Source organism: Paenibacillus sp. 2TAB23, from assembly GCF_052115165.1.
Lineage (GTDB): Bacteria > Bacillota > Bacilli > Paenibacillales > Paenibacillaceae > Pristimantibacillus.
This window is the reverse complement of the sequence record NZ_JBFRGD010000012.1, coordinates 101,070-124,247: the sequence shown is the minus strand read 5'-3', so window position 1 is coordinate 124,247 and position 23,178 is coordinate 101,070. Positions and strand designations below refer to the sequence as shown.

Genomic DNA, 23,178 nt, shown 5'->3' with positions numbered 1-23,178 from the left:
CGATCCAAGAAAAAGCCAAGTCGCCCTTCAAAAGGACGACAGTGAAAACGAGAAGGCCGTGTACTGGAAGGCCCACTCTCATTCCACTCGTGAACATATAACATAAACGATAATGGGTTATTATACTGCGGATACCGCTTCTATAGATCAAGTATTTTCCACATTGCTCGGCCTTTATCCAAAAATGGGTACTCTCCTTTACACTCGCGGCATCCCGGCAGAATATGATTGTTTAGATAAGCACCGGAAAAGTAACGCAAACGTAGAAGGGACTGTGATCCGTTGGCGCAAAGCTCACGTTCATCGCGACCTCCAAGGTCGTTGAGACATTATTCAAGCCATACACGCCACTTTATTAAGAAGCTTGGCTGTAAACCAAACGAGCTGCTGCATTTTATACTGGTCTATGATCCTAAACACAAAAACAAGGTTTACAGTCGTTCTTCCTATTACCCCGCGATGACGCTGCATAAACCTTTAAAGCTGCTTGAAAAACGCACACCTCGAATGACTCTCTTTTCCAAAAAAAACGAGCTCATTCATATCCTCAGCCAAAATAAAAAAGGCTACGCGGTTTTTATGGAGATTAATAATCGCGAAACCTGGAAAAGCGAGTTCAAAAAAATTAGGGCACAGTTCATCGACGTTGACTTAAACAAAATTTCTGAACAATTTCACACAAACGAGCAAGCTCAGCAGCGAATCGAATCGCTGCAAGCAGATCCCGCGGAGCAGCTTGCATCCATTACACTCAAAAAAAACAAACAAGGACAATATCGCCTTTTGGCTGAGCGAACGAGAGAGAGAGTCGCCTATTTAAAAAAAGCATATATAAAAAAACATAAGCGACGTATTAAGGACACGCTGATTATCGAAACAAAAAACGGTTATCACATCTATTGGGTCCTTCAAGGCGGTTCGATTAGCAAATTCGTTCCGATTCAAAAGGCTTTAGCACAAAAATTCAGTTCCGACCCCGTGATTACCAATCTATCTAGAGTCATGCGCGTACCCGGCTTCTACCATATGAAAAACCCGGAAAGCCCTTTTATGGTTCGCATTAAGCAATGGGGCAGGAAAAAATCGTTTACGCAAAAAGAACTCGTTCGTTCACTGGCATTAAAACCTGTTTTCACAGCGAGATCCAGACAAAAGCCTCACTAATGCCATGCTTCTACAGCGATTATCTGATTCATCTTTTTGAAAACAACTATACAGTGGATTGAATATTGAAAGGGGCCGCCTTAAAAGTCCGTTGCAATACTCAGTGCCGCTAGTTACGTCGTACCGGGTTATCAAGAGCGTTCAGCTCCACTATTATAGTGGCGTTGAAGGCTCATTTTTCATTTTATTGAACTGTGGCCGGCTCTGGGTTCCCTTTTGGACAGCTTCTTGGCATAGGCGAGTGAAGTTTTGAACAGCTTCTAGCGTAATCGAGTGAGTTTCGCCCTCATTATTCATTCCATATTTAAAAAACACAGTATATTCTATAGTTCTTCTGGTCAAACGTTTTTGGGATACACGATATAATAAAGCTCTGGAAAGGAGATCCAATTTAAATTATGTAAGCGCTTCACTTGCTTCGCCAAATTATTTTAGGGGGAATATAACCCGTGCGAACACATTTCAAACCTATCATCTCGATCTTGCTTGCAGCAGCTTTACTCCTGCCTTCAGGCTGGCTTGCACAGGCCGTGGAAGCTGCCGAACAGAGTCACTACATGATGAGAAATACGACACTGAGCGAATTTGCTGCAAATGTCGGCGGACCTGCACCGACAGAACAAGCGGATACGATTACGGTTTACCACGAAACCTTTGCAAATGGCAAAGGAGCTGCGACGCAATCAGGCGGTGCCAGCCTGGCGCAGACCACCGATAAATTATTCGCTGGCAATGATGATGGAGCAGCTTTATCGGTAAGCAATAGAAATAACGATTACGACGCGGCAGATTTCAAATTCAGCGATATTGGCCTCGGTAACGGAAAAACTTACACGGTAACCGTTACGGGCTACGTAAACGCTGACGTAGTTGTGCCTGCCGGCGCACAAGCCTTTCTTCAAACGGTGAGCAGCTACAGCTGGTTGGCAGGAGCAAATTTCACAGCCGGAGAAGCTTTTACTTTAACGAAAGAATTTACGGTGGATACTAGCAAGGATACGAGCCTGCGCGTTCAATCCAACGCTGATGGGGCGACTGTTCCGTTTTATATTGGAGACGTACGGATCACCGAGAAGGCAGCTTCAGGCGGCGGCGAAGAGGAGACACCTAGACCGCCGGCGTCAGACTTCGACACCATCACCTTCGAGGATCAAACAGCGAGCGGCTTTGTAGGCAGATCCGGTACCGAAACGCTCACGGTCACCAATGAAGCCAATCATACCGATGGCGGTTCCTATGCTTTGAAGGTGGAGAATCGATCCGATAGCTGGCACGGGCCAACCTTGCACGTGGAGAAATATGTGGACAAAGGCGCCGAATATAACATTTCGTTCTGGGTCAAGCTGATCTCGCCTACTAGCTCGCAGCTCCAGCTGTCTACCCAGGTTGGCGAAAGCAGCCCAAGCTATGTTAACCTTTCATCCAAAACGATCAATGCCAGCGACGGCTGGGTTCAGTTCGAAGGCACCTACCGTTATACCAACGTAGGCAACGAATTTCTGACCATTTATGTGGAAAGCTCCAATAATAAGACGGCCTCTTATTATATCGACGATATCAGCTTTGAAAGCACAGGATCAGGTCCGATCTCCATACAAAAAGATCTGACTCCGATCAAACATGCTTATCAGAACGAGTTCCTAATCGGAAACGCGATATCGTCGGGGGATCTGGAAGGCGTTAGACTTGAGCTCCTCAAGCTCCATCACAATGCCGCCACAGCAGAAAACGCGATGAAACCGGATCAAATGCAGCCTACAAAAGGCAACTTTACCTTTACTGCTGCGGATGCGCTCGTAGATAAGGCTTTGGCTGCGGGAATGCAAATGCATGGGCATGTTCTCGTATGGCATCAGCAGACGTCGGCGTGGATGACTACGTCGAACGATTCTCCGTTGGGACGGGATGAAGCACTCGTTAATATGAGGACTCACATCGAAACGGTCATGGAGCATTACGGCAGCAAAATGATCTCATGGGACGTCGTTAATGAAGCGATGAACGATAACCCGTCTAATCCGTCGGATTGGAAAGCTGCGCTGCGTCAATCTCCTTGGAAAAGCGCCATCGGATCAGACTACGTAGAGCAGGCGTTCTTAGCGGCAAGAGAAGTGCTGGACGCCCATCCGGAATGGGATATCAAGCTTTATTACAATGATTATAACGAGGACAACCAGAATAAAGCCCAAGCTATTTACAGCATGGTCAAAGAAATCAATGATAAGTATGCGCTGACTCATCCTGGCAAGCTCCTCATCGACGGCGTTGGCATGCAGGCGCACTACAATGTGAACACGAATCCGGACAATGTTAAGCTGTCCTTGGAGAAATTTATTTCCTTAGGCGTTGAAGTAAGCATAACCGAGCTGGACATTCAAGCGGGAAGCAGCTACCAGCTCCCCGAGCAGCTTGCGAATGCTCAAGGCTACTTGTATGCGCAGCTGCTTGAAATCTTCAAGGCTCATGCCGCTAATATCAAGCGCGTAACCTTCTGGGGACTGAATGACAGCTCGAGCTGGAGAGCCGCGAACAACCCGCTGCTGTTCGATAAGAACCTGCAGGCTAAACCGTCCTATTATGGAGTCATCGATCCCGTTGCCTTTATGGAAGAGCATGCGCCTGTCACGGCGGATGCCAAACAATCAACCGCTCAATTTGCAACACCAACAATTGACGGTTCAATCGATTCCGTTTGGAGCGAAGCGACTGAGATACCCGTTAATCGCTATCAGATGGCATGGCAAGGCGCGACAGGAGTTGCAAAAACGCTGTGGGATAATCAAAATCTGTACGTATTAATTCAAGTTAACGACGCGCAGCTGGACAAGAGTAATACAGCTGCTTATGAGCAGGATTCCATTGAAATCTTTTTAGACGAAAACAACGCTAAAACATCGTTCTATCAAGATGACGATGGGCAGTACCGCGTTAATTTCGATAACGAAACTTCATTTAATCCGTCAAGCATCGCGGAGGGCTTCGAATCTGCAACTAAAGTTTCCGGCACAAGCTACACGGTAGAAGTGAAGATTCCGTTCAAAAAGGTAACCCCAAGCAGCGATAAGAAGCTTGGCTTTGATGTGCAGATTAATGACGCAAAGGACGGTGCCCGTCAAAGTGTTGCTGCATGGAACGATACGACTGGCAACGGTTATATGGATACATCCGTATACGGTGTGCTGACACTTGCTGGCCAAACGGTTCATCCAGGCGATACGACTAGCATCGGATCTAATCCCTCCACAGGAAACGTAGAGGTTAAAGACGGTCACGTTACGATCCACCCTGGAGTGAAGAATGAAGGCGGCCTTGTAACGGCATCCGTCTCCAACGAAAATCTGAGGAGAGCGCTTGAAGTAGCTGCGCCAGCAGCAAACGGCAAAAAAACAGTCGCAATCGATGTTCCGAAGCAAACCAACGCGAATTCGTATGAAGTACAATTGCCGGCTCAAAGCTTGAAAGGTCAACAAAGCTTTGTACTTTCATTGAAGACGGAGCATGCAGCCATTGAAATTCCAAGCAATATGCTGGCGAGTGAAGCCGAGAATGCGGAGCAAGTATCCATCCGTGTAACGAAGGCCTCTACCGCTAGCCTGGATGCAGCCTCTCGCGAGCGGATTGGGAACCGTCCGGTACTGGATCTTAATATGGTCGTCGATGGAAAACTCATTGCATGGAACAACCCGAACGCACCTGTTACGATCTCTGTTCCATACACGCCCACAGCAGATGAGCTTAGCAATCCGGAGTCGATCGTCGTCTGGTACCTCGCTGACAATGGCGACGTGACATCGATTCCGAATGGTCGATATGATGCCGCCACCCGAGCAGTCGTATTCCAAACGACCCATTTCAGCAGCTATGCTGTGGCTTCCGTCGTCAAAACCTTCGGGGACCTGAAGAATGTACCCTGGGCAAAGCAAGCGATTGACGCAATGGCAGCGCGCGATGTTATCAAAGGATTGTCCGTGGACAGCTTCTCTCCCGGGGCTTCCATTAAACGAGCAGACTTCATCGCCCTCCTTGTAAGAGCGCTTGAATTGCAAGGTACAGGCAAGGACGATGCGATGTTCAGCGATGTTCAGGAAACCGCTTATTATTACGATGAGCTGGCCATCGCCAAAGAACTAGGAATCGCAACTGGCTTTGGAGACCATTCGTTTAAACCAAACCGCGATATCTCCCGTCAAGACATGATGGTGCTGACGACGCGCGCGCTGGCAGCATCCGACAAGCTGCTTGAAGCGAGCGGCGATTTAGAGGCTTATCCTGACGCGGCGAGTATTTCTGAATATGCACAAGACAGCGCAGCCGGCTTAGTGAAGGCCGGAGTCGTGAACGGTAAGAACGGCAAGCTTGCTCCGAATGATTCGCTCACTCGCGCAGAAGCAGCCGTTATCTTGTATCGTATTTGGAGTTTATAATCACAGCCGATAAGACGAGCGCGTAGGTAGAACTCCTTTTTTGTCCGATGATTAGGCATACATGTTAAAACGGTATGCGAAGCAAGATATCCGCTTAAGCAACAAATGAGCCGAGCCATCTTACGAATGGCTTGGCTCATTTCAGTCTTCGCTTCATTCGCTCAATTATAATTCCGAGCTAAGGTTTCCAAATACTGCTCGATAGGTACGGAATTCCGATAAGCTAGCAGCTCATTCCCTGCCTGGCCAATAACGGTTCGGAATTGCTTGCTCTCTCCCGTTGCTTGTGCTGCAATGGCATCTACAATCGTCTGCGGATCATCCAGTTGAGTACCGTCCCGGTTTTCCATCAAGTTCTCAATTTTGTCCATTAAATTATCGTAAGCCGTTATCGTTTCATCCTTATTCCAAATGATGCTATTCTTAAAAGGAATTTACGGATAACATTGATCGGTCCCCGCGTATTAACGGCAAACTGCCAGTCAATCGTATCCTCTGCCGCTAATTCCAATGCTCCGTATGAGCCCATTCCGGCATTATTTACAACCACATCGATTGTGCCAAAGGCGGTAATAGCTTGTTCAATAGCTGATTCAACCTGCTCCAAAACCGTAACATCCAGCTTAAATATTCGAATGCTGGGGTACTTGATCAATTCCGTTTTCTTCTCAAGCGTGCGCATCGTTGCTGCAACATTCCAACCCAGCTTTGCAAAATGGATCGCCGTTAGCTTACCCAGAGTGATATCCTTTTGATCATCGAAGATTAAACGGTTAGTACCATCAGGCACTCGTCAAAGTACTCACCCTTGTACTTTAAGGAATTACTTTCCAAACCATATTCCTTGAATCCCAAGGACTGATAAAGCTTTTTCGCACAACCATTGCCGGATATAACGTTTAAATTGATATGTTCCAAACCTTCGCAATTGCTTGCTCGGCTAATAAGATCTTTCATGAGTAATTTCCCCAAGCCTTGCCCTCTCTGTTCCGGTGCCACATACATCCCATAAACATTACCTTTATGAGCCGTTTTCAGACCGCTCTCCCGTACAAAGGAAACCAATCCTACGAGCGAACCATTATCGTCAAAAGCCCCAAGCACAAACTTATCTCCAGCGGGTTTCAATCGTTCTGTTACTATTTCCAGTGAAAAGTCCACTTCCCGCTCGTACGTTGAACCAAAGGCCTCCGGGTTACATTTCAGGGCACTCAATCTTAATGCTTGATACAGCACCGCATCGGGCTCATCCAACACTCGAATATTCATTCCCAATCCTCCCGTCTCTTTCGTGCCCATTCTAACATAAATGATACTCAAGCCAACCGGAGAAACATGCCATTCTCCTCTTAGCAGCTATGATCATCAACATAACATCAGGAATGATATGCGCTGATCGCGTTCGCTTTCTCCTCGCGGGTACCAGAGGTGCATCCAGTGATAACAGCATATCCTCGAGACCGAGACCGACAATAGATAACCATTCACAGTGTCAATCAAATATGTATTTCGGGTCATTATGTGCGATTTATTGGGCTGCTTTCATCAACTTCTTCGCCGCCTTTTGAACGGAGCTTTTGGGGTGAGACTCATATTCATAACCATACATTAAAACTTCGGCCGCCAAACTAGGGGAGACCTTCGCTATCCCAATCATAGCGGTTAACAATTTTGATAAAAACTTATCGCCTAATTGAAAGAGTCCCTGCTTTAATACCGGCAGAATCATTCTGGCTTCCTCTTCACCGCAGGATGCCACATTCCCCAAACAAAGTATCGAATAGTCCTTTACAATTGTACTTTGATCTGAAAGCATCCGTTCTTGTAAATCTCCAATTGCAGAGATTATCCGACGAGGTATAAGAGGACTTATGAATGCAACAGCATGCATGGACTCCCATCGTACCCGCGTATGTTTATGATGAATCGAAGAGAGGAGCTGTTCGGCGTATAGCGCAACTAGGCGGGGATGAGTTTCTGCTACCTTTGAAAAAACCTCTGCACAATCTCCGGCAATTTTCACGTCCGAGTGTAATAGGCCTTCTGCAATTTGTTTTAATAAAGTTGGGTTTTCTTTGCACGTTAACGCTACCTTTTCATTCGATTGCTGCGTCGAATCTCCAGTCTGCGACGATAACATCGAGACAACCGTTCCTCTATCTTCCACTTTACGGTCACACTCCTTGTTTACTCGTACATTATATTATAGTCGAACACCAGTCCGAAGCTCACGCCAAACAGGCTCCTGCTTGTAGTCATATTTTTTTATAATCACCTGAGCAAACACCCTGACTATTTAGTAGCATACCTTATGTCGAAAAATGGTTATTGCCACTTACTCATGCGTCCTCTTTCCAGAATAAGACTGTTCGGAAAGTACCGTAGACGTAACGCCTGCTTTAGCGCCCTTTAAGACGAATTGTAATAGGACATGCTTCAATATATGAATTAAACAAACTTAAAAGTCGCGATAGGTTTACATTGGTATAGCTTGAAGATTGCTTTCATAAAGCTGTATTCCTTTAACAAACCAACTGTTTTTTGAACCTTTATCATCAGGAAGATAGTTTTCTATGGATGATGTTAACTTTGCTTTCCCTTTATAACGGCGAGCTATAGTTAAATGAGGACTAAATGAACGATTTTCCCTCGGATAGAGTCCCTCCAAGCTGTCTTCTATTCTTCGGTAGATACACTTGCCCAAAGTACATTGGGTGAAGTTTGAGAGCCAAAAGTTCCCCACCCTTTCCCTCTTAATTCAAATGGTTCAGTAGCGAGTGCAACGTCGTATAATAACTTTTTAATCTGTTGTATTTTATGTACCGAGGTATCACCTAAAAATTTTAAAGTTATGTGATAATCCTCCGGGTGCGTCCATTTCTGAAAATGAAGGTTTGACTTGAGTAGTCTAGATTGTTCGGTCAATTGCTCTCGCAATTGTTCATCAATAGGAATTGCAATAAACAACCGTAATGTTTCAGAGCTCATTTATGATAACCTCCCCGTGTTATATAACATTCAACTATAGTCTTGCCTAAAATTGATGGAAATAGAATTATCAGAGCGAGCGTGCCGTTAATCCCGGCCTTGGCGAATACAATCTTATGTGTCCGAAGCGCTCTCGCTCTGCCGCGGCGCGGATGGCGCGCTCCATTCTGCCCGGATCAGGCACGTCGACATTATTCATCCTGTCTTCGGTTCATCGCCGATAAGCCCTAACAGCTGCTTAATATAAAGCATCGCAAAAAAAAGACGATTTCCCATTTGTTTCTTGAATGGAAATCGTCCTTATTTCGTCCCAGATGGAAAAAAATGTTTGAATATCCTTGTAAAAGCTATTTCAACTACTACGGTCCCATTCATAGGAAATCGTTCATACAGCTACTTCTGGATAATCTGAAGAAGGTTCCCGCATGTGTCGTCAAAGACAGCTATTGTAAATTCGCCCATTTTTGTCGGCTCCATAGTAAATTTCACGCCGTGTCCCAGTAATCGATTGTACTCTTTATAAATATCAGCAACGCCAAACATTGTCGCTGGGATGCCTTCGGCAAATATCTTCTTTTGATACTCTTTGGCGGCAGGATGTTCATTTGGTTCGAGTATAAGCTCGGTACCATCTTGCTGATCGGGAGAAACAAGCGCTATCCACCTATATTTACCCATGGGAACGTCATGCTTGATCTCAAAGCCCAGCGTTTCTGTATAAAACTTCAAGGCCTTGTCTTGATCTTGAACGAATAGACTGGCAACAATGATTTTCATCCTGTTTTTGCCTCCTTTATTATTTGCAATGTTTATGCTTCACTCTGATCAGAAAAGCAAACAATTCTTCAGCGTTTTTTAATTAGAATTACTCTATCCATCCCTTCAGCAAATTTTTTAGTGGCTCGTTATTGAAAATAATCATTCGAAATTTCCCTTTTTTTTTCGAGTTGACGAGCCCCGCACCTTCCAAAACAGACAAATGCTTAGCGATCGCCTGTCGCGAAATGACAAGGTTGTGCTTCGTAATGAGACGTACCGTAAGTTCATACAACGTCTGCTCGTTGCGCTCGGATAGTTCGTCTAATATAAGCCGACGAGTCGAATCGCCAAGAGCCTTGAATATAGTGTCTTTGTCCCATTTCATATGCCGATTATAAGCAACCTAGTAGTTGCTTGTCAACAGTAAGCAACCGCTAGGTTGCTTATTTAAATCCAGCAATTCCAGAAACTTCGACCGATATTTGAATTAAATAGTCGTACGGGTTTTATCTGATAAATAGTTTAGCAGCTCACCCGTATATGTTTTTCCGTAATTTTACACTAAATTTCCCCCTAAACCTCCAATCTTTAAAGGACTTTAATATCTCCATAGAGAAGTACTAGAGAGGAAACCCTTCCTCTGTGAGGGAGCAAGATTGATGACACTAACCACCGCTATAGGTAAATATGGTTTAAGGCAACAATACGATTGCGGGTCACTTCAATGCGCTGCTCACATTTGTTGGAAGAGGTTAAAACATCCTGCGAACAAACTCCATCGAAGGCGGTGTTCATGTTGTCAAATTTGAACGTAGAAACTTGGAATTCAATTTATTCGCAAGGCAGAAGTTTATTACAGTATCCTGATGAAGAAGTCGTATCCTTTTTTAACCGTAACAAAGGTAAATTTCAAAAGGGTATCGACATTGCTTGCGGAGCGGGGCGGCATACTTTTCTTATGGCCGATCATGGTATCGAAGCAGTGGGGGTCGACAGTTCCACGTCCTCGATTGAATACGCAAAAGCAACAGCTGCAAAAAAACAAATAACAAATGTATCTTTTGAGTGTAAGTTAGCCCAAGATCTGAGTTTCCCAGATCAAACGTTCGACGTTGTTGTCGTGTGGGGACTTATACATTATCTAGATTTAGATGCTCAACAAACGACTTTAAAAGAAGCTCATCGTATTTTGAAACCCGGAGGTCAACTTCTATGCACGCTTCGCTCCGAACAAGATACGCGAGCGAAGGAAGGAATCGAGACAGAGCCGAATCGGTATTCCGTTGAGTATTTCGATGCTGGTTCTACAGACCCCAAAAAAACACTCATGTATTTTTGGGATGAGGCAGGCGTTCGCGCAAAACTAAATGACTTTCAATCTATCGAGCTTGGCCATCGGATAATTGAACCGATCAGTAAATTGGGCAACAAAACCGCACATTGGCTTATCTCCGCGACGAAATAAGATATGATATCAGATCGTTTCGTAATCAGCGTAGGTGCGGGCCATCACCAGTTGCCGTTTATTAGGCGTATGGCTGAATTAAATATTCCGATTGTAGCTTTCGACCTAAACCCGGAAGCCCCTGGAAAAGTTTACTGCCAGCATTTCAAGGCTATAAGTACATGGGATTATTCCGAAGCGCAAAAATGGTTGCTCCAGCTGGATTTGGAATACATGGGAATTGGGTGTTTCTCTTACGGTAAAGCGCTCGTTACGCAACAAAGACTCGCCTATTTTTTCAACCTTGCGGGTGCATTACCTGAGAAGACGCTCTTGATGAATGACAATAAAACAACGTTGCGCCAAGAATTAAAAGCTGCTGGTCTTAGCCATCTCATGGAATGGCGCGCAAGTGAATTGCTTAATTGCTGGCAAGGCATTATTCAAGTAGATTCAGATTATATCGTCAAGCCCGCCATGGGCGGATCCAGCCGTGATATTCAAATGTTTAACGGAGAGGCATTAATTCAACTCTTAGATTCGAATGAACTCGACCCATCTGCCGTCGTTCAATCTTTTGTCCAGGGACCGGAATATCGAATCATAGCCATGATAGAAGATAATGGTATTGTGTTCATGAGCGTGATGCAAAAAGAAAATCACTCTGGCACTTTTTGTACGGGAAGACTGGTTCCGGATCATTCGAAGGAAGCCTGGGGAAGACGTATCGTCGAAGCTCTAGTCTCTCGCTTTGCTTTGAAGAGAACTGTATTGAAACTCGATATCATTGATCAGGATGAAAGATTTGAAATCATCGAAATGGACTTCGGCATTCCCGGTGATTACTTCGAATCCCACTTCTCACTTTTCTCTTATGGTTTCGAATACATAGATCATTACATTGAATTGATCTGCAACAAGGAAGTGCAACCTCATCAACAAGATATTAGAAATAGTTCGATATGTTTTGATTATTTGTATTGGACGGACGAGCAACCATCCGTAATTAATCAGGATTTAATCGAACAGAAGCTAGTGTCCATGTTAGGAGAGACTGCGCTCATCATTCCCAACAAGCTTGATGGGCAGGTTGCAATAAAGCCGAATAGCAACATGGATAATGTGTCTGCCGTTTTGCATCACAGGCCTGAGTTCCCGCATTCTGTGGTATGCAGCTTCCTGCATTCCGCCTTACAATAATCAAAAAGACAACCGCCCCATGATGGGCAGTTGTCTTTTTGTTATTTTAATCATTACTCGAATCTCATTCAACGAACAAAACGTCGAGCTCCTGATACAAACGTTCTTTTTTCTCTTGCAGAATTCCATGAGATAAAAGGGCGAGTTCCAATGTTTCCTGATTAGAACGATAACACCCCATGCAATATAATCCATATCGTCCTAATATTCGTTCAACGTCATCTCCATACCGGTCGAACAAATCTGCTATAGTCATTTTATTTATATCGTTCTTGGCATTCAATTGGGATAATCGGTTAATTCTTGGATTCTTTCGATAATATGGCGCTTGAAGCAATCTCCAAAAGTCAGCATGATAGATATCCGAATCTCGATAAAAGCTACACCAGTATCCTATAAATGCTTCATCCCATGATATATCCTTCTGCACGATCGAGCCTAGAATTTCATTCGGCATACTAATCGTTATTCCCGTTCTCTTTAATCCCACTTCTTCAATCGTTAGTTCACCATTCGCGATGCGGAAAGAAACATCAAATGCTAAGCCGGGCATCTTCCCCGTCGATGTCAGTAAAACCTCAACATCCTCTGAGAAAATAATCTCGGGTACCTCATTTAACTTCAATAAGTAAGAAATAACTTCCTGTCGAGAGATATCGATAGCGGTCGGATATGATTTCATAAAGATTTCTTGGTCAAACTGATTCTTTAGCCAAAGGTGTTTGTTAATTGGATCATATAATTCTCTGCGATTATAACCTATACGTTCAATCTCATCCGATTCCGGTATCCATTTTTCCCCAGCTAACAAATCAACCACACGTATCGGCTTATTTTCGAAGTATTTGAGCACATCATCCAGGCTGTTTTTGAGAGATTTATGTACAAACGGCTCGTGTTCCGGGTTCCACAGCTCAAAATGGCTTGCAAAGGGAATTATATTTTTGGTTTGGTACAGAGATGCCGCATTTTCCAACATCGTTAGAAGACCGCTGCAACTTTTTCTCATAATCGTTGATTTTTCGTCTTCACTTAAATGTCCCCATGTTAAAGGGAATCCCGATGCGCCAGGCGAGAATGCTGAGGCGATGGCGTCTACGGGACCAACCTGTCTAGCAATGTGAGGGTTTAACCCTGCATCGTTTAAATTCAAGAAACGGAAGCCTTTTATTTCGATGAGTACAATCGCATCATTCCAGAGGCTTATTGGTTCGTAACAAGTAATAAAAATTTGATCCGCGATTTGAATTTTCTCTCCGAACGGCATTGCATGGACTCTACTGAAACCAAGAGCCCTTAATCTGTGCTTCAACCGCTGATTGGGAAAATCGGGCACATAAACTGGGATCTCTTTATTGAAATGGGCGAGCGTCGGTTCATGGAAGTGATCGGAATGTTCGTGCGAAATCCAAATTGCATCTGGCCGCAAATCCGAGCCATTTGTTAACGGGGTAGGATAGTGAGTCCACGCACCTAAAAAGCAGGGCCCGTCAAGCCATGGATCAGTCAATAATCGAAAATTATCAGTCTCGAATTCCAAGCATGCATGAGAATGGAGCTTAATGGACAAATCCACCGGAATTTGATTTGTCGACTTTTTGACGGATGTCTCCTCTTCTTCACTTTCTAAAAGAGCAAAGATCATCCCATCTTCAATGATCGTATCTATGGGTTTCATACTCTGATTCTTATTGGTTAAACATTTCCCTGACTTCTCATCAAACTTCCACATATGTACTGGGCATTCGAAAACGCCATCCGTATGACAAATAGTACCTCCCATATGCGGGCAAGTGGACGAGAGAAGTTGAATCGAATCGTTTTCCCGGACTAAAAAGAACGGTTGCCCATCGATTTCGAGTGTAGTAGGCCAAGTATTAAATTGCGCAACCTCTCCGATTAACACTTTTTTCATAAGTTTGATTCTTACCTCCATAAAAATTAAATTCATTCAGTCCCAATATCTGCGATTGATTATTTTGCTTGAAAGACTAATGCGATTGCCTTCGATTCCAACCTTGTAAACGTTATAATACTTGCGAACTGCGATGACGCTCGACTGTCGTATTCGTCCAGCGACAGTTGCGATATATACAAAAAACTTTTCACCCTTATTACTGTTGATTATATCTTACAACAATACAGGATTGGCATATTATTTTCCATACTTGACCATGCTTTTTTGCGTCCTGCGTTGAATTTTTTTTGAGCCCAAAATGAAATAATAGGTCAATGATCTGAACCTTAAAAATTATGGAGGGGATCGGCTATTTCCATTTCATTTTTGAAAGAAGGCGCTCATTTTTTAGTTATTCGTGTATGGGTCGCGATATGAATCTATTGCAGGGGTACAATGGAAGCTTCAACGTCTAGCTTTCGAATTGGTAAGAAAGCAGCATGAAAGCGGAAAATATCGATGTAGATCTATGCATCCTTTTTCACCATTCGATAATTGATTAATCAATCACTTCAGTGCAAGAGATGCCTTACCTTCCTGCAATGCCAACACCGTCGCGGTAATACCCTCTTGGAAAGGCGTCGCGGTAATCGGTCCAATTAATCGTTTGTATTTCTCTCCACTCAGCGTCAGCGGATCTTCGGTTAAATAAAGCATCTCGACGACTTCTTTCATCACGGGCACACTCATACCTATCAACGATAAACCTATTTTTTTCATGGGTATGACTAGTTTGGCTTGACCGATGGCCTTTTGTGCAATCCGTACAATTTCTCGCCCCGAAATAAGCCCAGCACCCGGTATATTCCAGTTCTGCCCATAAGCGAAGTTTTTGCCTGCCAGCTCAGCAACCATCGAAGCCGCATCAGGTAAATAGACGAATTCGCGTGGAACATGCATGTTGCCGACAAAAAAAGCCATTTTTCCAGCAGCTATCGCTTCCAAGGTTGAGCCTAAATACGAAGCTTCATTAGCCGTAGGTCCATAATAATCGGGTAAGCGAACAATCATGACTTCGGCCTTAGTCCAACGCTTACTGAACATCATCCGTTCATAGTCCAGACGTACTTTTCCTTTTATCGTATGAGGTTGTTTGGGATGTTCTTCCGTGACAAGATCCATCTGCTTTCTTCCATAAGGATAAATGCCGTCAATCGCTACAACTTTAATCGCAAGCCTCTCTGCCGCCTCCATCACCGATTCGCCTAGCGGAATGAGTTTGTTCACCATCTCGTGATAGGGTACATTCGCACAATGGAACAATACGTCTGCGTCGTCTGCCTGGGCTACAATATCATCAGGGCGCATAGCGTCCCCTACGGCAAGCTTCAAGTGCTTAGGATTACCAAGCTTTCCAGCAAGCTGCTCCAATTTCTGACGCGAACGTCCAAAAGCAATGGTATGTATTCCCCGTTTGACCAATTCTTCCGTAATAGCTGCTCCCGTCCCGCCCGTTGCTCCAATAACAATCGCTTTTTCCATTTTCATTAGCCCCATTTCCTTTGTAATTGATCAATCACTAACATTTGTTTATCTTACCACCCTGTTAGTGATTGGTCAATCACTAATTAGAGATTTCTTATTTGAAGTGCATCAAAACCATTTGGCTGCAACCGCGATCGGAAAAATGACTTTGTTCACGCAGCGTTAACGGCATACTCATGTTTAGTTCATCTTATATAGGCTAACATCATTACACCACAAACGTCCAAACACAAAGGACCATCTTCACATAATCTACAGTGTACTCAAGACTTTGGGAGGTGAAGATTTAATGGGTGGTTTTGTAGGTGGCGCTAATAACAGTATTGGTTTTATATTGGTACTTTTTATTTTGTTGGTAATTATCTCTTGTAGCTGTGGAATATTTGGTGGCGGATACGGCGGCGGTTACTAACTTCTGCTAATATACAGTCTAGACGTAACCTCCATGCGTTCGGACTGCTTGGTTTATAGCGTTACTCGGTAAGGCCCATTATTTGGGCCTTATTTACTTTAATTACCGGGGGAGTACAATCGCTTCGTGTATACACACTCAGCATATTCCGAGTTCCGTTCATGCGTCGTAGCTAACCAAGTAGGGATGCAGCTGCGTGTTGTAAATTCCGATGCTGTATTCAATGAGATTGCCTTCGCTATCATAGGAGTGCCGCAGCCGTTTGAGCACTGGTGCTCCCGGCTCCACCCCTAGAACGGCGGCGCTCTCCGCTGCTGCCGCCTCTACAAGAAATCGATCACGGAAGCCCTCCAGCGTGATGTCTTTCTCCTCCAGCCATTCATACAAGGAAGAGAATAATGCACCTTTATCGTTTTCGGCCTGTACCAGTGCGACGCCCGGCGTAATATAATGCTGAAAATGAATATAAGGCTGCTCATCCAGCAAATACAGCCGCTCAATGCGTTGGCAGCTCTCTCCGAACAGCTCCAGCAGCTCAGCATTTGTCTTCGTATTCACCATCTCTGCTCTGAGCAGCCGTTTCTCCATGCGATGTCCCTGCTCTACCAGCAGCTCTGTGAAACGCTTACCCTTGGATAGTTTGGTGGAGGACGTATTGCGCAGCACGATTGTGCCTACCCCGCTCTTTCTCTCGACGTAGCCTTCTGTGGAAAGCTCACGAATGGCATTGCGCACGGTCATCTTGCTTACTTGAAACTCCTGCTCCAAGAGCGGCTCCGCAGGGACGAAGCTCCCAAGCGGGTATACTCCGTGCATAATCCGATCCTTTATAATATTTTTGATTTGCAAATAGAGCGGACCCTTTTTTCGCGAAATGGACACCGAATGTCCCCTACCTTTCCACATCACCTGTCTCGTTATGGATAGCCTTCTCAACTTCCTCGCGCGTGGATAACGGCGTATCTCCCGGAATTGTGTGGGCGAGCCTTGCAGCTGCCGCTGCAAATTCAACCACTTGCTCCAAAGGAAGCCCGCGCAGCAGGCCGTCTATAATACCACTGGCATACGCATCGCCCGCGCCTACGCGATCATACACAGAGAAGCTATGCTCTCTGCCCAGAACGAGACGATCATTGCTGTATATAAATCCCTTTAGCGAATGAGTGTTGTCTCCATTTATGCGGCGATGAGTGCCTGCGATCGTCTGGATATCATATTGTTTCGCCACTGCCGGAAGCAACTCCTTCAACTGCTGCTCCCGCTCAAGTGCAGCTGTCGGCATTCCCAGCACTAACATGGCATCCTTTTCGTTCATCATAACGATATCCGCAAGCTGTAGCATCTGCTCATAATGACATTTTGCCCGCTCATAACCATCCTTTCCCCACAGCGTCGGCCGATAATTGCAATCAAATACAATCTTCCGTCCCTGTTGCTTGGCTTCCCGAGCAAGGCGGAGCATGCTGCTGCGAACCTGATCGTTCATCGCCAGCGTAATACCGCAAAAGTGGAGCACCTCCACCTCTGCGACCGCTGCAGCCAGCTGCTGATCGCCAAACGTTGCCGTATTGAAGCTGCTGCCTAAGCGGTCGTTATACGTAACCTTGCTTGCCCTTGCGCCAAACCCCTTCTCCAAAAAGTACATGCCCAGATATTGTCCCGAGCGCATAATATGGCGGATGGACAAGCCCAGCTTGCGCAAGTTCGCTGCGGCCGCCTCGCCCAGCGCATTGTTCGGCAGCGCAGATATGAGATAAACCTCATGACCATACCGGGACATCGCTGACAGTACATTGACACCGGTGCCCGAGAAGGAATAGTTAAGCTGATTCTCCTGCGCAAGCGTACTGTAGCCAGGCGTTTCAAGCCTCATCATCACCTCGCCGAACGCAGCAATTTTACTCATATTTGTCCACCAAATGCTTGAGAGACGCTAGCAGCTGTCTCACCTGCTCCGGTCTTGTTTCACCAGTAGCCGAGTCAATAATTGAAGTGTATACATGCGGAATGACTTGAGGCACGCCGGCCTTCAGCGCGATTTCCAAAATATCGGAAAAGTTGTCCATATCGATGCCGCCTGTAGGCTCCAGCGCAAATCCCGCCACGGCGCAGGCCGCGGCCACGGCACGGTACTCCTCCTCGTAGCGCAGCCCCTGCATCGGATAATACTTCAAGGCATTTCCGCCCATATCTCGGACCAGCGCAATGGCCGCTTCTACAGGGACAATCGCCTTCTGCTCAAGCTGCGCACTGTGGACACCGGTTGAAATATTTACATAGCCTGCCTTGCCGCATGGAGATACGAGCGCATTGATCCAGCCCGCGCGTTCCTTGAGGTTAGCTCTGGTAGCCCCTACAGCAGGGAAAATCTGATTGATATGCGCGCCCTCGTATTCCCGCACGATCTCCGCCACAACCGCCGCCTGGCGATTGTCGCCTGCGCCCAGTCCAATCGATACCGCGTCCTCAACATGCGACCCATGCTCACGCATAGCCTCCACAGCCGCTTCGACCGTACTATAGCTTTTGGACAAAATGCCCACTACGACATACCCTTCTGCCGCAGTGAAAACCTGCTTCGTATTTTCCAATGATCCTGTCAGCACATTAAGTGCCGCCCTATTTTTGTATAGGCGTTTCTCCAGCTTAGACATGTGTTGCCCCTCCTACAATTTGTTGTATACGCTCAATGATAACTTCAAGATCATCTCCCTGAAGGGAACGCGGATCCAGATCAAAGTAGCCTTGGCGCACGCCGTAATCCCGCGTATACACCGCAATATCCCCATCACGAAGCTGATCGTTCACTTCACCCGCGCTAATGCGCGCGGCAGATGCATCCAGCCTAATCCTGCCTCTGAAGATGGAACGGCCTGCCTCATCCTGTACGATAGCCACAGACACTCCCGGCAAATCCGACAGCACCTTCAGCTGCTCTAGCGCCTGCTTCTCCTGCCCGCTTTTATCTTCCTTGACCAGATATTCGTCAAGAGCGGCCAGCAGCCCAAAAACAACCTCCTTGCCCACCTTCATGCTGCGGCCGATTCCGTGAAGCTGCATGCGCACCCAATCCACATACGGCCTGCGACCTGCCACAATCCCCGAGGTCGGGCCTTCTATAGCCTTGGAGCCGCTGTAAATGACTAAATCCGCAAGCTTGACATAGCTATAGAGATCCTCCTCAGCCGCTGCGTCCACAATGAGAGGTACCCCATGTCGCTTGGCTACTTGCTGCGCTTCCTCTAGGCCTATCATATTTTTTTGCACGCAATGATGGGATTTGACAAACAGGATAGCCGCCGTGCGCTCGCCAATCGCCTGCTCGAGATGGTCCGCACGTCCTTCATTTGCGTAGCCAACCTCGACGAGCTTCCCGCCACCTAAATAAATCATCGTTTCGACCGGCACCCCGTATTGGACATTGTGGCCCTTGAACATAATGATTTCGTTTTTCAAGATAGGGTCCTGATGAAGCCGAAGGGCGGCACGCTCCGATCCTCTTGTCACTACAGCCGCAACAGACAGCGCGATGCCGCTAGACGCCGAATTAACAACGACCGCTCCCTCCGCACCCATAACTGAAGCGACATGCTCTCCGGAACGCTTTACCAATTCAGCGATTTCAACATAGCTCTGACCGCCTTGCTTCATCGCTTCCATTACGTTATCCGTCGGAGCGGATACGCCAAGAATGCTCATGCGCCCACTGGCATTCACAACCCGTTTAAGGCCATATTTAGATTGCAATGTAATTGCCATTTACAACTACCCCTTCCGGTCTAATATGCTGCTTCCCCAGACGAGTTTCTCCCTCTGAATCTGTCAGGGATACCTCTTCCTCTTGCACTGAAAAAATCGTTAAATTCGCGATGTCACCCTTCTGTATCCGCCCTAGCTCCGGACGCTTCAGCCAGCTTGCGGGCCCGCTTGTCACCCGTGCAATCGTTTCTTCAAGCGAATAACCAAGAAGAAGAAATTTATCAAGCGTATGCGCCATGCTGTACACGGGCCCGTGCAACCGATTGCCGCGATAGATATCCGTACTGATTGTGTCTGGTGCAATTCCTGCCGCACGCGCACGCTCTGCCACCTTGAACGAGAAGCTTGCCGTGCCATGGCCGATATCCAGCAGCACACCGCGCTCCATTGCGGCAACAAGCTCGGGTATCGCTCTCCCCTGTTCATCAAACAAGCCGTTAGCCTTGCCGTTGAAAGCATGTGTAATTACATCATTGCCGCGCAAATAAGGCAGAATCTCCGTGATTGAAGGCGGCCCCGAGCCGATGTGCAGCATGAGAGGCAAGTCCAGCCGATCAGCAAAACCGCGAGCAAGGCGCAGCGGTTCAATTCCCTGCCCTTTGACTACGCTGCTGCTGACTCTCGCTTTCAAGCCCACAATAAACTTGCCATACCGTTCTACCGCTTCGCGCAGCAGCTGCTCGTTTAACCAAGCCAGCTGCGAGAGCTCATCCGTCCGTGTCAAGCCGATATGCGATACATTCAGCAGGGCAAGCACATTGGTCAACGCTTTCTGGCTTGCTGCATGCATACCGCCGATGCGATCAGCTCCACAGCTGCCCGCATCCACAATCGTGGCAACGCCCTGAGCGATGCCAATCGCGTCAATTTCATCTCCGTACGGCTCCAGAGCAGCATCTGCGTGAACGTGCAAATCAATCCAACCGCTGGAAACGTAGGCCTCCCTGCCATCCATTCTGCAGCCTGCCGCATCTGCCTGGAGCTGTGGCGCTATATCGATAATCCGCCCGCCGCTGACTACAATCGCCGTCTTCTCGCCTGACAATAGCCTGACATTGTGCAAAATAAAATCCTTCACTTCATTCCTGCCCCTCTCTGGCTCATTAACACCATGCCCATTCGAAAAGCTGATCCACATATTTTTTCAAAAACAGCTTAACACAATCTAGCATCAAAATAAATATAACGTTATAATGTTTATATGAATAAAGAAAAGGAGCGTTCTTGTGCATCAATTCAAAATAAAAGCAAACACACTGACTCAATACATCAGCAAATATTGGAGCCAATACAAATCTCGCCTGCTGTTCAAATATGCGGCTTCATATATTTTCATGTTTCTGGTTCCGCTTACAGTCGTAACGATCTTTATTTATGAAAATGCAGCCTACAATTTGCGCTCAGAAATTGAACGGGCCAATCTTAATCAATTAACGCAAGTCAAGCTGACGATTGATGGCCATATGTCTGATCTCTACGAAATCGCCAGCCGTATATCCTATGACGAACATTTGACTCCCTATATGATGAGCGATCCCTACCGCAGTCGGGAAGGCATTAATACGCTCGCGAGCTACACCGCCAACAGCAGCATAGTAGAGCAGCTCTTTCTCTATTACCATGACAGGAATGAAATTTATTCCTATGAAGGTATGACCAATCCTAAGACCCTCTTCAACAAAGTATATATCTATCATAACTGGAGCAGCGCAGGTTTATTGAAAGCGCTTAACGAAACCACTGCTCCACTTATTCGTCCCGCTGAGCCTGTCTCCATTTATTCGAGAGAGGAAGCTCTGCTTACATTGCTCATCCCGATTAAACCCAATGATCCCTACCCGTACGGGTCGGTCATGTTTCTGCTCAAGGAAGCCAAGCTTACCGGTCTTATGGACACCATACTCAACCAGTACAAGGGCAACAGCTACATTCTGTCGCCCACCGGCGAGGTACTGACCTCCAATACGAACGGAACAGCGCTCTCAAGAGAAGCACTGACTGACATTGCAGAGCTTGAGACAGGCATACACAGCATCCGTCTGGACGGGGAGACGCAGTCCGTCGTAGCGGTCAAATCCACCGAGAACGGCTGGAGCTACGCGACCACTATGCCAACCTACCAGTTTTTTGAAAGCGTGGTCCACATCAAAACGCTGATCATGCTTGTATTTGCTATCGCGGCTCTGACCGGCATTGTGGTCGCCATTATTTTGGCGAGACGCCAGTATCATCCGATTAAAAATCTGATAGACTTTGCCCGGCTGCAAACAGACAGCCGGGATGAAGCGCTCAAGGTACGCAACGAATGGGAATGGATTACCCAGACCTTTCGCGACTATAAGGCGCGTATTCACTGGCAGACGCCGTTCGTCCGCAACCAATGCCTTATGCTGCTGCTGAAGCACGGCAAGCCAAACGATCCCGAGATCGAACGAATGATTATGGAGACGGGGCTTGAGCCGCCGGATGCCGGAGTAGCTTATTTCACGGCTGTGCTCTCCTGGGATTCTCCGCCGGAGGACGAGCCTCGGCAGCCGGATCATATGCTGCAGCTGGAGCTGCTCAGCCAATTGTCATTTCCAGAGCTTGGCATTCAAGTATATGGCGTCGAATTTTCTGTCCGTGACCGTTTTGCGCTTATGGTATTGTTGCCAGACCAAGGACCCGAACGGCAAGAAGCTGCGATTAACAGCCTTTTCGATAACATTCGGGCGATGCTGCTGGAACAGACGGATGCGCTGCCGCATATAGGCGTGGGCACAATATATCCCAGCTTGTCAAAGATCAACCAATCCTTTATTGAAGCCTCCACCGCTCTTGATTATCGACAGCCGGGAGAGCCGGGCATCACCTTCTTTGATCATCTCCAGAATAAGCAGGCAGTGTCGCAGGCAACGTTCTGGCTGTCCAAAAAAACGATTCTTAGATTGGAGCAAAGCCTAAAGCAAGGAAACGAGCCGCTGGCGCAGTCCATGCTTGCAGGCATGGTGCAGGAAATCAAGCAGGAGTCGCTCTCTGTCCCTATATTGCGTCTTATATGCTTCGACATACTCAACACCATTTTACGAACCGCAGCTGATTTGGACATGGGCGACGTGTTTGGCCGTGTGCCTGCGCTCGCTTCCTTTGACACGCTGGAGGAATTCGAGAACAAGCTGGCCGTGCTGGCCGGCGAGGTTTGCAGGCAAGTCAATCATCAGATGGAAACCAGCCAGCCCTCATTAATTGATGATTTGGTTGCCTACGTCGACCAGAACTTTGCTGATTATACGCTGAGCCTTGAGCATATTGCCCTGCGTTTTTCCGTATCCACTTCTTATCTTAGCCGCAGCTTCAAAGAAAAAATGGGTATGAATTTCACTCATTATATTTGGCTGCTGCGCATGAACGAAGTAAAAAGGCTACTTATCGCTACCAACGATCCGCTCCAAATTATTATTGAACGGGTAGGCTATCTGGATGCCCCAAATTTTATCCGCAAGTTCAAGAAGGACAGCGGTCTAACCCCGGGGCAATTCCGCAAGCAGCATTGCCAGAGCAATACTCCTTCCTATTAGCAGCCCAAACAGACCAGGGGCAAGTGAAT

The 23,178-nt window shown here is 46.6% G+C and carries 21 protein-coding genes; 6 read left to right on the top strand and 15 right to left on the bottom strand.

All coding sequences use genetic code 11. The annotated features are described in order from the left end of the window. Window positions 1-321: 321 nt before the first annotated feature. Together AB4Z29_RS18240 and AB4Z29_RS18235 are read left to right on the top strand one after the other, a co-directional pair. Window positions 322-1,164: a DNA-primase RepB domain-containing protein gene (locus AB4Z29_RS18240; RefSeq protein WP_441944443.1), complete on the top strand. Its 843-nt coding sequence runs from the start codon at window positions 322-324 to the stop codon at window positions 1,162-1,164. Between the two features lie 449 nt (window positions 1,165-1,613). Beyond that, window positions 1,614-5,588: an endo-1,4-beta-xylanase gene (locus AB4Z29_RS18235; RefSeq protein WP_441944442.1), complete on the top strand. Its 3,975-nt coding sequence runs from the start codon at window positions 1,614-1,616 to the stop codon at window positions 5,586-5,588. 161 nt (window positions 5,589-5,749) lie between these two features. Here AB4Z29_RS18235 and AB4Z29_RS18230 read toward each other — a convergent pair whose 3' ends face one another. The 8 genes from AB4Z29_RS18230 to AB4Z29_RS18195 all read right to left on the bottom strand — a co-directional run bounded on the left by AB4Z29_RS18230 (window position 5,750) and on the right by AB4Z29_RS18195 (window position 9,720). Next, the gene (locus AB4Z29_RS18230; protein WP_441944441.1) at window positions 5,750-5,959 is read right to left on the bottom strand and encodes a hypothetical protein; all 210 of its coding nucleotides are present in this window, start codon (window positions 5,957-5,959) and stop codon (window positions 5,750-5,752) included. A gap of 17 nt (window positions 5,960-5,976) precedes the next feature. After that, the gene (locus tag AB4Z29_RS18225) at window positions 5,977-6,378 is read right to left on the bottom strand and encodes an SDR family NAD(P)-dependent oxidoreductase (RefSeq protein ID WP_441944440.1); all 402 of its coding nucleotides are present in this window, start codon (window positions 6,376-6,378) and stop codon (window positions 5,977-5,979) included. Beyond that, window positions 6,354-6,857 carry a GNAT family N-acetyltransferase gene (locus tag AB4Z29_RS18220; RefSeq protein ID WP_441944439.1) on the bottom strand — a complete coding sequence of 168 codons (504 nt, stop codon included), beginning with the start codon at window positions 6,855-6,857 and terminating at the stop codon, window positions 6,354-6,356. The genes AB4Z29_RS18225 and AB4Z29_RS18220 overlap by 25 nt, the downstream gene beginning before the upstream one ends. 259 nt (window positions 6,858-7,116) lie before the next feature. Continuing rightward, window positions 7,117-7,755 (bottom strand): hypothetical protein, encoded by a 639-nt coding sequence (locus tag AB4Z29_RS18215; protein ID WP_441944438.1) that lies wholly within the window; start codon window positions 7,753-7,755, stop codon window positions 7,117-7,119. 509 nt (window positions 7,756-8,264) lie between these two features. Then, window positions 8,265-8,576: an RNA 2',3'-cyclic phosphodiesterase gene (thpR, locus tag AB4Z29_RS18210; protein ID WP_441944437.1), complete on the bottom strand. Its 312-nt coding sequence runs from the start codon at window positions 8,574-8,576 to the stop codon at window positions 8,265-8,267. 70 nt (window positions 8,577-8,646) lie between these two features. Further along, window positions 8,647-8,775, bottom strand: a complete 129-nt coding sequence (locus tag AB4Z29_RS18205; RefSeq protein ID WP_441944436.1) for a hypothetical protein — start codon at window positions 8,773-8,775, stop codon at window positions 8,647-8,649. Window positions 8,776-8,969: 194 nt separating this feature from the next. Then, window positions 8,970-9,353, bottom strand: coding sequence for a VOC family protein (locus AB4Z29_RS18200; RefSeq protein ID WP_441944435.1), 384 nt, complete (start codon window positions 9,351-9,353; stop codon window positions 8,970-8,972). Window positions 9,354-9,441: 88 nt separating this feature from the next. Then, on the bottom strand, window positions 9,442-9,720 hold the full coding sequence (locus tag AB4Z29_RS18195; protein WP_441944434.1) for an ArsR/SmtB family transcription factor: 279 nt from the start codon (window positions 9,718-9,720) through the stop codon (window positions 9,442-9,444). A gap of 408 nt (window positions 9,721-10,128) precedes the next feature. Between AB4Z29_RS18195 and AB4Z29_RS18190 the strand changes: the two genes are divergently transcribed. Next, a complete protein-coding gene (locus tag AB4Z29_RS18190) occupies window positions 10,129-10,800 on the top strand; it encodes a class I SAM-dependent methyltransferase (RefSeq protein WP_441944433.1) in 672 nt (223 codons plus the stop codon). A gap of 69 nt (window positions 10,801-10,869) precedes the next feature. After that, the gene (locus AB4Z29_RS18185; RefSeq protein WP_441944432.1) at window positions 10,870-11,979 is read left to right on the top strand and encodes a hypothetical protein; all 1,110 of its coding nucleotides are present in this window, start codon (window positions 10,870-10,872) and stop codon (window positions 11,977-11,979) included. 64 nt (window positions 11,980-12,043) lie between these two features. Here AB4Z29_RS18185 and AB4Z29_RS18180 read toward each other — a convergent pair whose 3' ends face one another. Next, window positions 12,044-13,894, bottom strand: coding sequence for a Rieske 2Fe-2S domain-containing protein (locus AB4Z29_RS18180; RefSeq protein ID WP_441944431.1), 1,851 nt, complete (start codon window positions 13,892-13,894; stop codon window positions 12,044-12,046). Between the two features lie 549 nt (window positions 13,895-14,443). Further along, window positions 14,444-15,418 carry an SDR family NAD(P)-dependent oxidoreductase gene (locus AB4Z29_RS18175; RefSeq protein WP_441944517.1) on the bottom strand — a complete coding sequence of 325 codons (975 nt, stop codon included), beginning with the start codon at window positions 15,416-15,418 and terminating at the stop codon, window positions 14,444-14,446. A gap of 292 nt (window positions 15,419-15,710) precedes the next feature. On the opposite strand from AB4Z29_RS18175, the gene AB4Z29_RS18170 reads away from it, so the two are divergent. Continuing rightward, on the top strand, window positions 15,711-15,833 hold the full coding sequence (locus AB4Z29_RS18170) for a sporulation protein YjcZ (protein WP_183570432.1): 123 nt from the start codon (window positions 15,711-15,713) through the stop codon (window positions 15,831-15,833). 159 nt (window positions 15,834-15,992) lie between these two features. Here the strand turns inward: AB4Z29_RS18170 and AB4Z29_RS18165 are convergent, their stop codons facing one another. The 5 genes from AB4Z29_RS18165 to AB4Z29_RS18145 are packed head-to-tail and all read right to left on the bottom strand — an operon-like array spanning window position 15,993 to window position 20,670. Then, window positions 15,993-16,715 (bottom strand): GntR family transcriptional regulator, encoded by a 723-nt coding sequence (locus AB4Z29_RS18165; RefSeq protein WP_441944430.1) that lies wholly within the window; start codon window positions 16,713-16,715, stop codon window positions 15,993-15,995. 10 nt (window positions 16,716-16,725) lie between these two features. After that, a complete protein-coding gene (locus AB4Z29_RS18160) occupies window positions 16,726-17,739 on the bottom strand; it encodes a sugar kinase (RefSeq protein ID WP_441944429.1) in 1,014 nt (337 codons plus the stop codon). Next, entirely contained in the window at window positions 17,732-18,487 is a 756-nt protein-coding gene (gene dagF / locus AB4Z29_RS18155) for a 2-dehydro-3-deoxy-phosphogluconate aldolase (protein WP_441944428.1), read from the bottom strand. The genes AB4Z29_RS18160 and dagF overlap by 8 nt, the downstream gene beginning before the upstream one ends. Next, window positions 18,480-19,592 carry a DgaE family pyridoxal phosphate-dependent ammonia lyase gene (locus AB4Z29_RS18150; protein WP_441944427.1) on the bottom strand — a complete coding sequence of 371 codons (1,113 nt, stop codon included), beginning with the start codon at window positions 19,590-19,592 and terminating at the stop codon, window positions 18,480-18,482. The genes dagF and AB4Z29_RS18150 overlap by 8 nt, the downstream gene beginning before the upstream one ends. Beyond that, a complete protein-coding gene (locus AB4Z29_RS18145; protein ID WP_441944426.1) occupies window positions 19,570-20,670 on the bottom strand; it encodes an amidohydrolase/deacetylase family metallohydrolase in 1,101 nt (366 codons plus the stop codon). Before AB4Z29_RS18145 ends, AB4Z29_RS18150 begins: the two co-directional genes overlap by 23 nt. A 148-nt stretch (window positions 20,671-20,818) precedes the next feature. Here AB4Z29_RS18145 and AB4Z29_RS18140 point away from each other — a divergent pair, with 148 nt between their 5' ends. Next, window positions 20,819-23,149 carry a helix-turn-helix domain-containing protein gene (locus tag AB4Z29_RS18140; protein ID WP_441944425.1) on the top strand — a complete coding sequence of 777 codons (2,331 nt, stop codon included), beginning with the start codon at window positions 20,819-20,821 and terminating at the stop codon, window positions 23,147-23,149. Window positions 23,150-23,178 lie beyond the last annotated feature (29 nt).

Bases quoted from the DNA above. Each gene is read 5' to 3' on its own strand.
- AB4Z29_RS18230 (WP_441944441.1), bottom strand. From the start codon at position 5,959: ATGGACAAAATTGAGAACTTGATGGAAAACCGGGACGGTACTCAACTG.
- AB4Z29_RS18220 (WP_441944439.1), bottom strand. From the start codon at position 6,857: ATGAATATTCGAGTGTTGGATGAGCCCGATGCGGTGCTGTATCAAGCA.
- thpR (WP_441944437.1), bottom strand. From the start codon at position 8,576: ATGAGCTCTGAAACATTACGGTTGTTTATTGCAATTCCTATTGATGAA.
- AB4Z29_RS18205 (WP_441944436.1), bottom strand. From the start codon at position 8,775: ATGAATAATGTCGACGTGCCTGATCCGGGCAGAATGGAGCGCGCCATC.
- AB4Z29_RS18200 (WP_441944435.1), bottom strand. From the start codon at position 9,353: ATGAAAATCATTGTTGCCAGTCTATTCGTTCAAGATCAAGACAAGGCC.
- AB4Z29_RS18195 (WP_441944434.1), bottom strand. From the start codon at position 9,720: ATGAAATGGGACAAAGACACTATATTCAAGGCTCTTGGCGATTCGACT.
- AB4Z29_RS18190 (WP_441944433.1), top strand. From the start codon at position 10,129: ATGTTGTCAAATTTGAACGTAGAAACTTGGAATTCAATTTATTCGCAA.
- AB4Z29_RS18185 (WP_441944432.1), top strand. From the start codon at position 10,870: ATGGCTGAATTAAATATTCCGATTGTAGCTTTCGACCTAAACCCGGAA.
- AB4Z29_RS18180 (WP_441944431.1), bottom strand. From the start codon at position 13,894: ATGAAAAAAGTGTTAATCGGAGAGGTTGCGCAATTTAATACTTGGCCT.
- AB4Z29_RS18175 (WP_441944517.1), bottom strand. From the start codon at position 15,418: ATGGAAAAAGCGATTGTTATTGGAGCAACGGGCGGGACGGGAGCAGCT.
- AB4Z29_RS18170 (WP_183570432.1), top strand. From the start codon at position 15,711: ATGGGTGGTTTTGTAGGTGGCGCTAATAACAGTATTGGTTTTATATTG.
- AB4Z29_RS18160 (WP_441944429.1), bottom strand. From the start codon at position 17,739: ATGAGTAAAATTGCTGCGTTCGGCGAGGTGATGATGAGGCTTGAAACG.
- dagF (WP_441944428.1), bottom strand. From the start codon at position 18,487: ATGTCTAAGCTGGAGAAACGCCTATACAAAAATAGGGCGGCACTTAAT.
- AB4Z29_RS18150 (WP_441944427.1), bottom strand. From the start codon at position 19,592: ATGGCAATTACATTGCAATCTAAATATGGCCTTAAACGGGTTGTGAAT.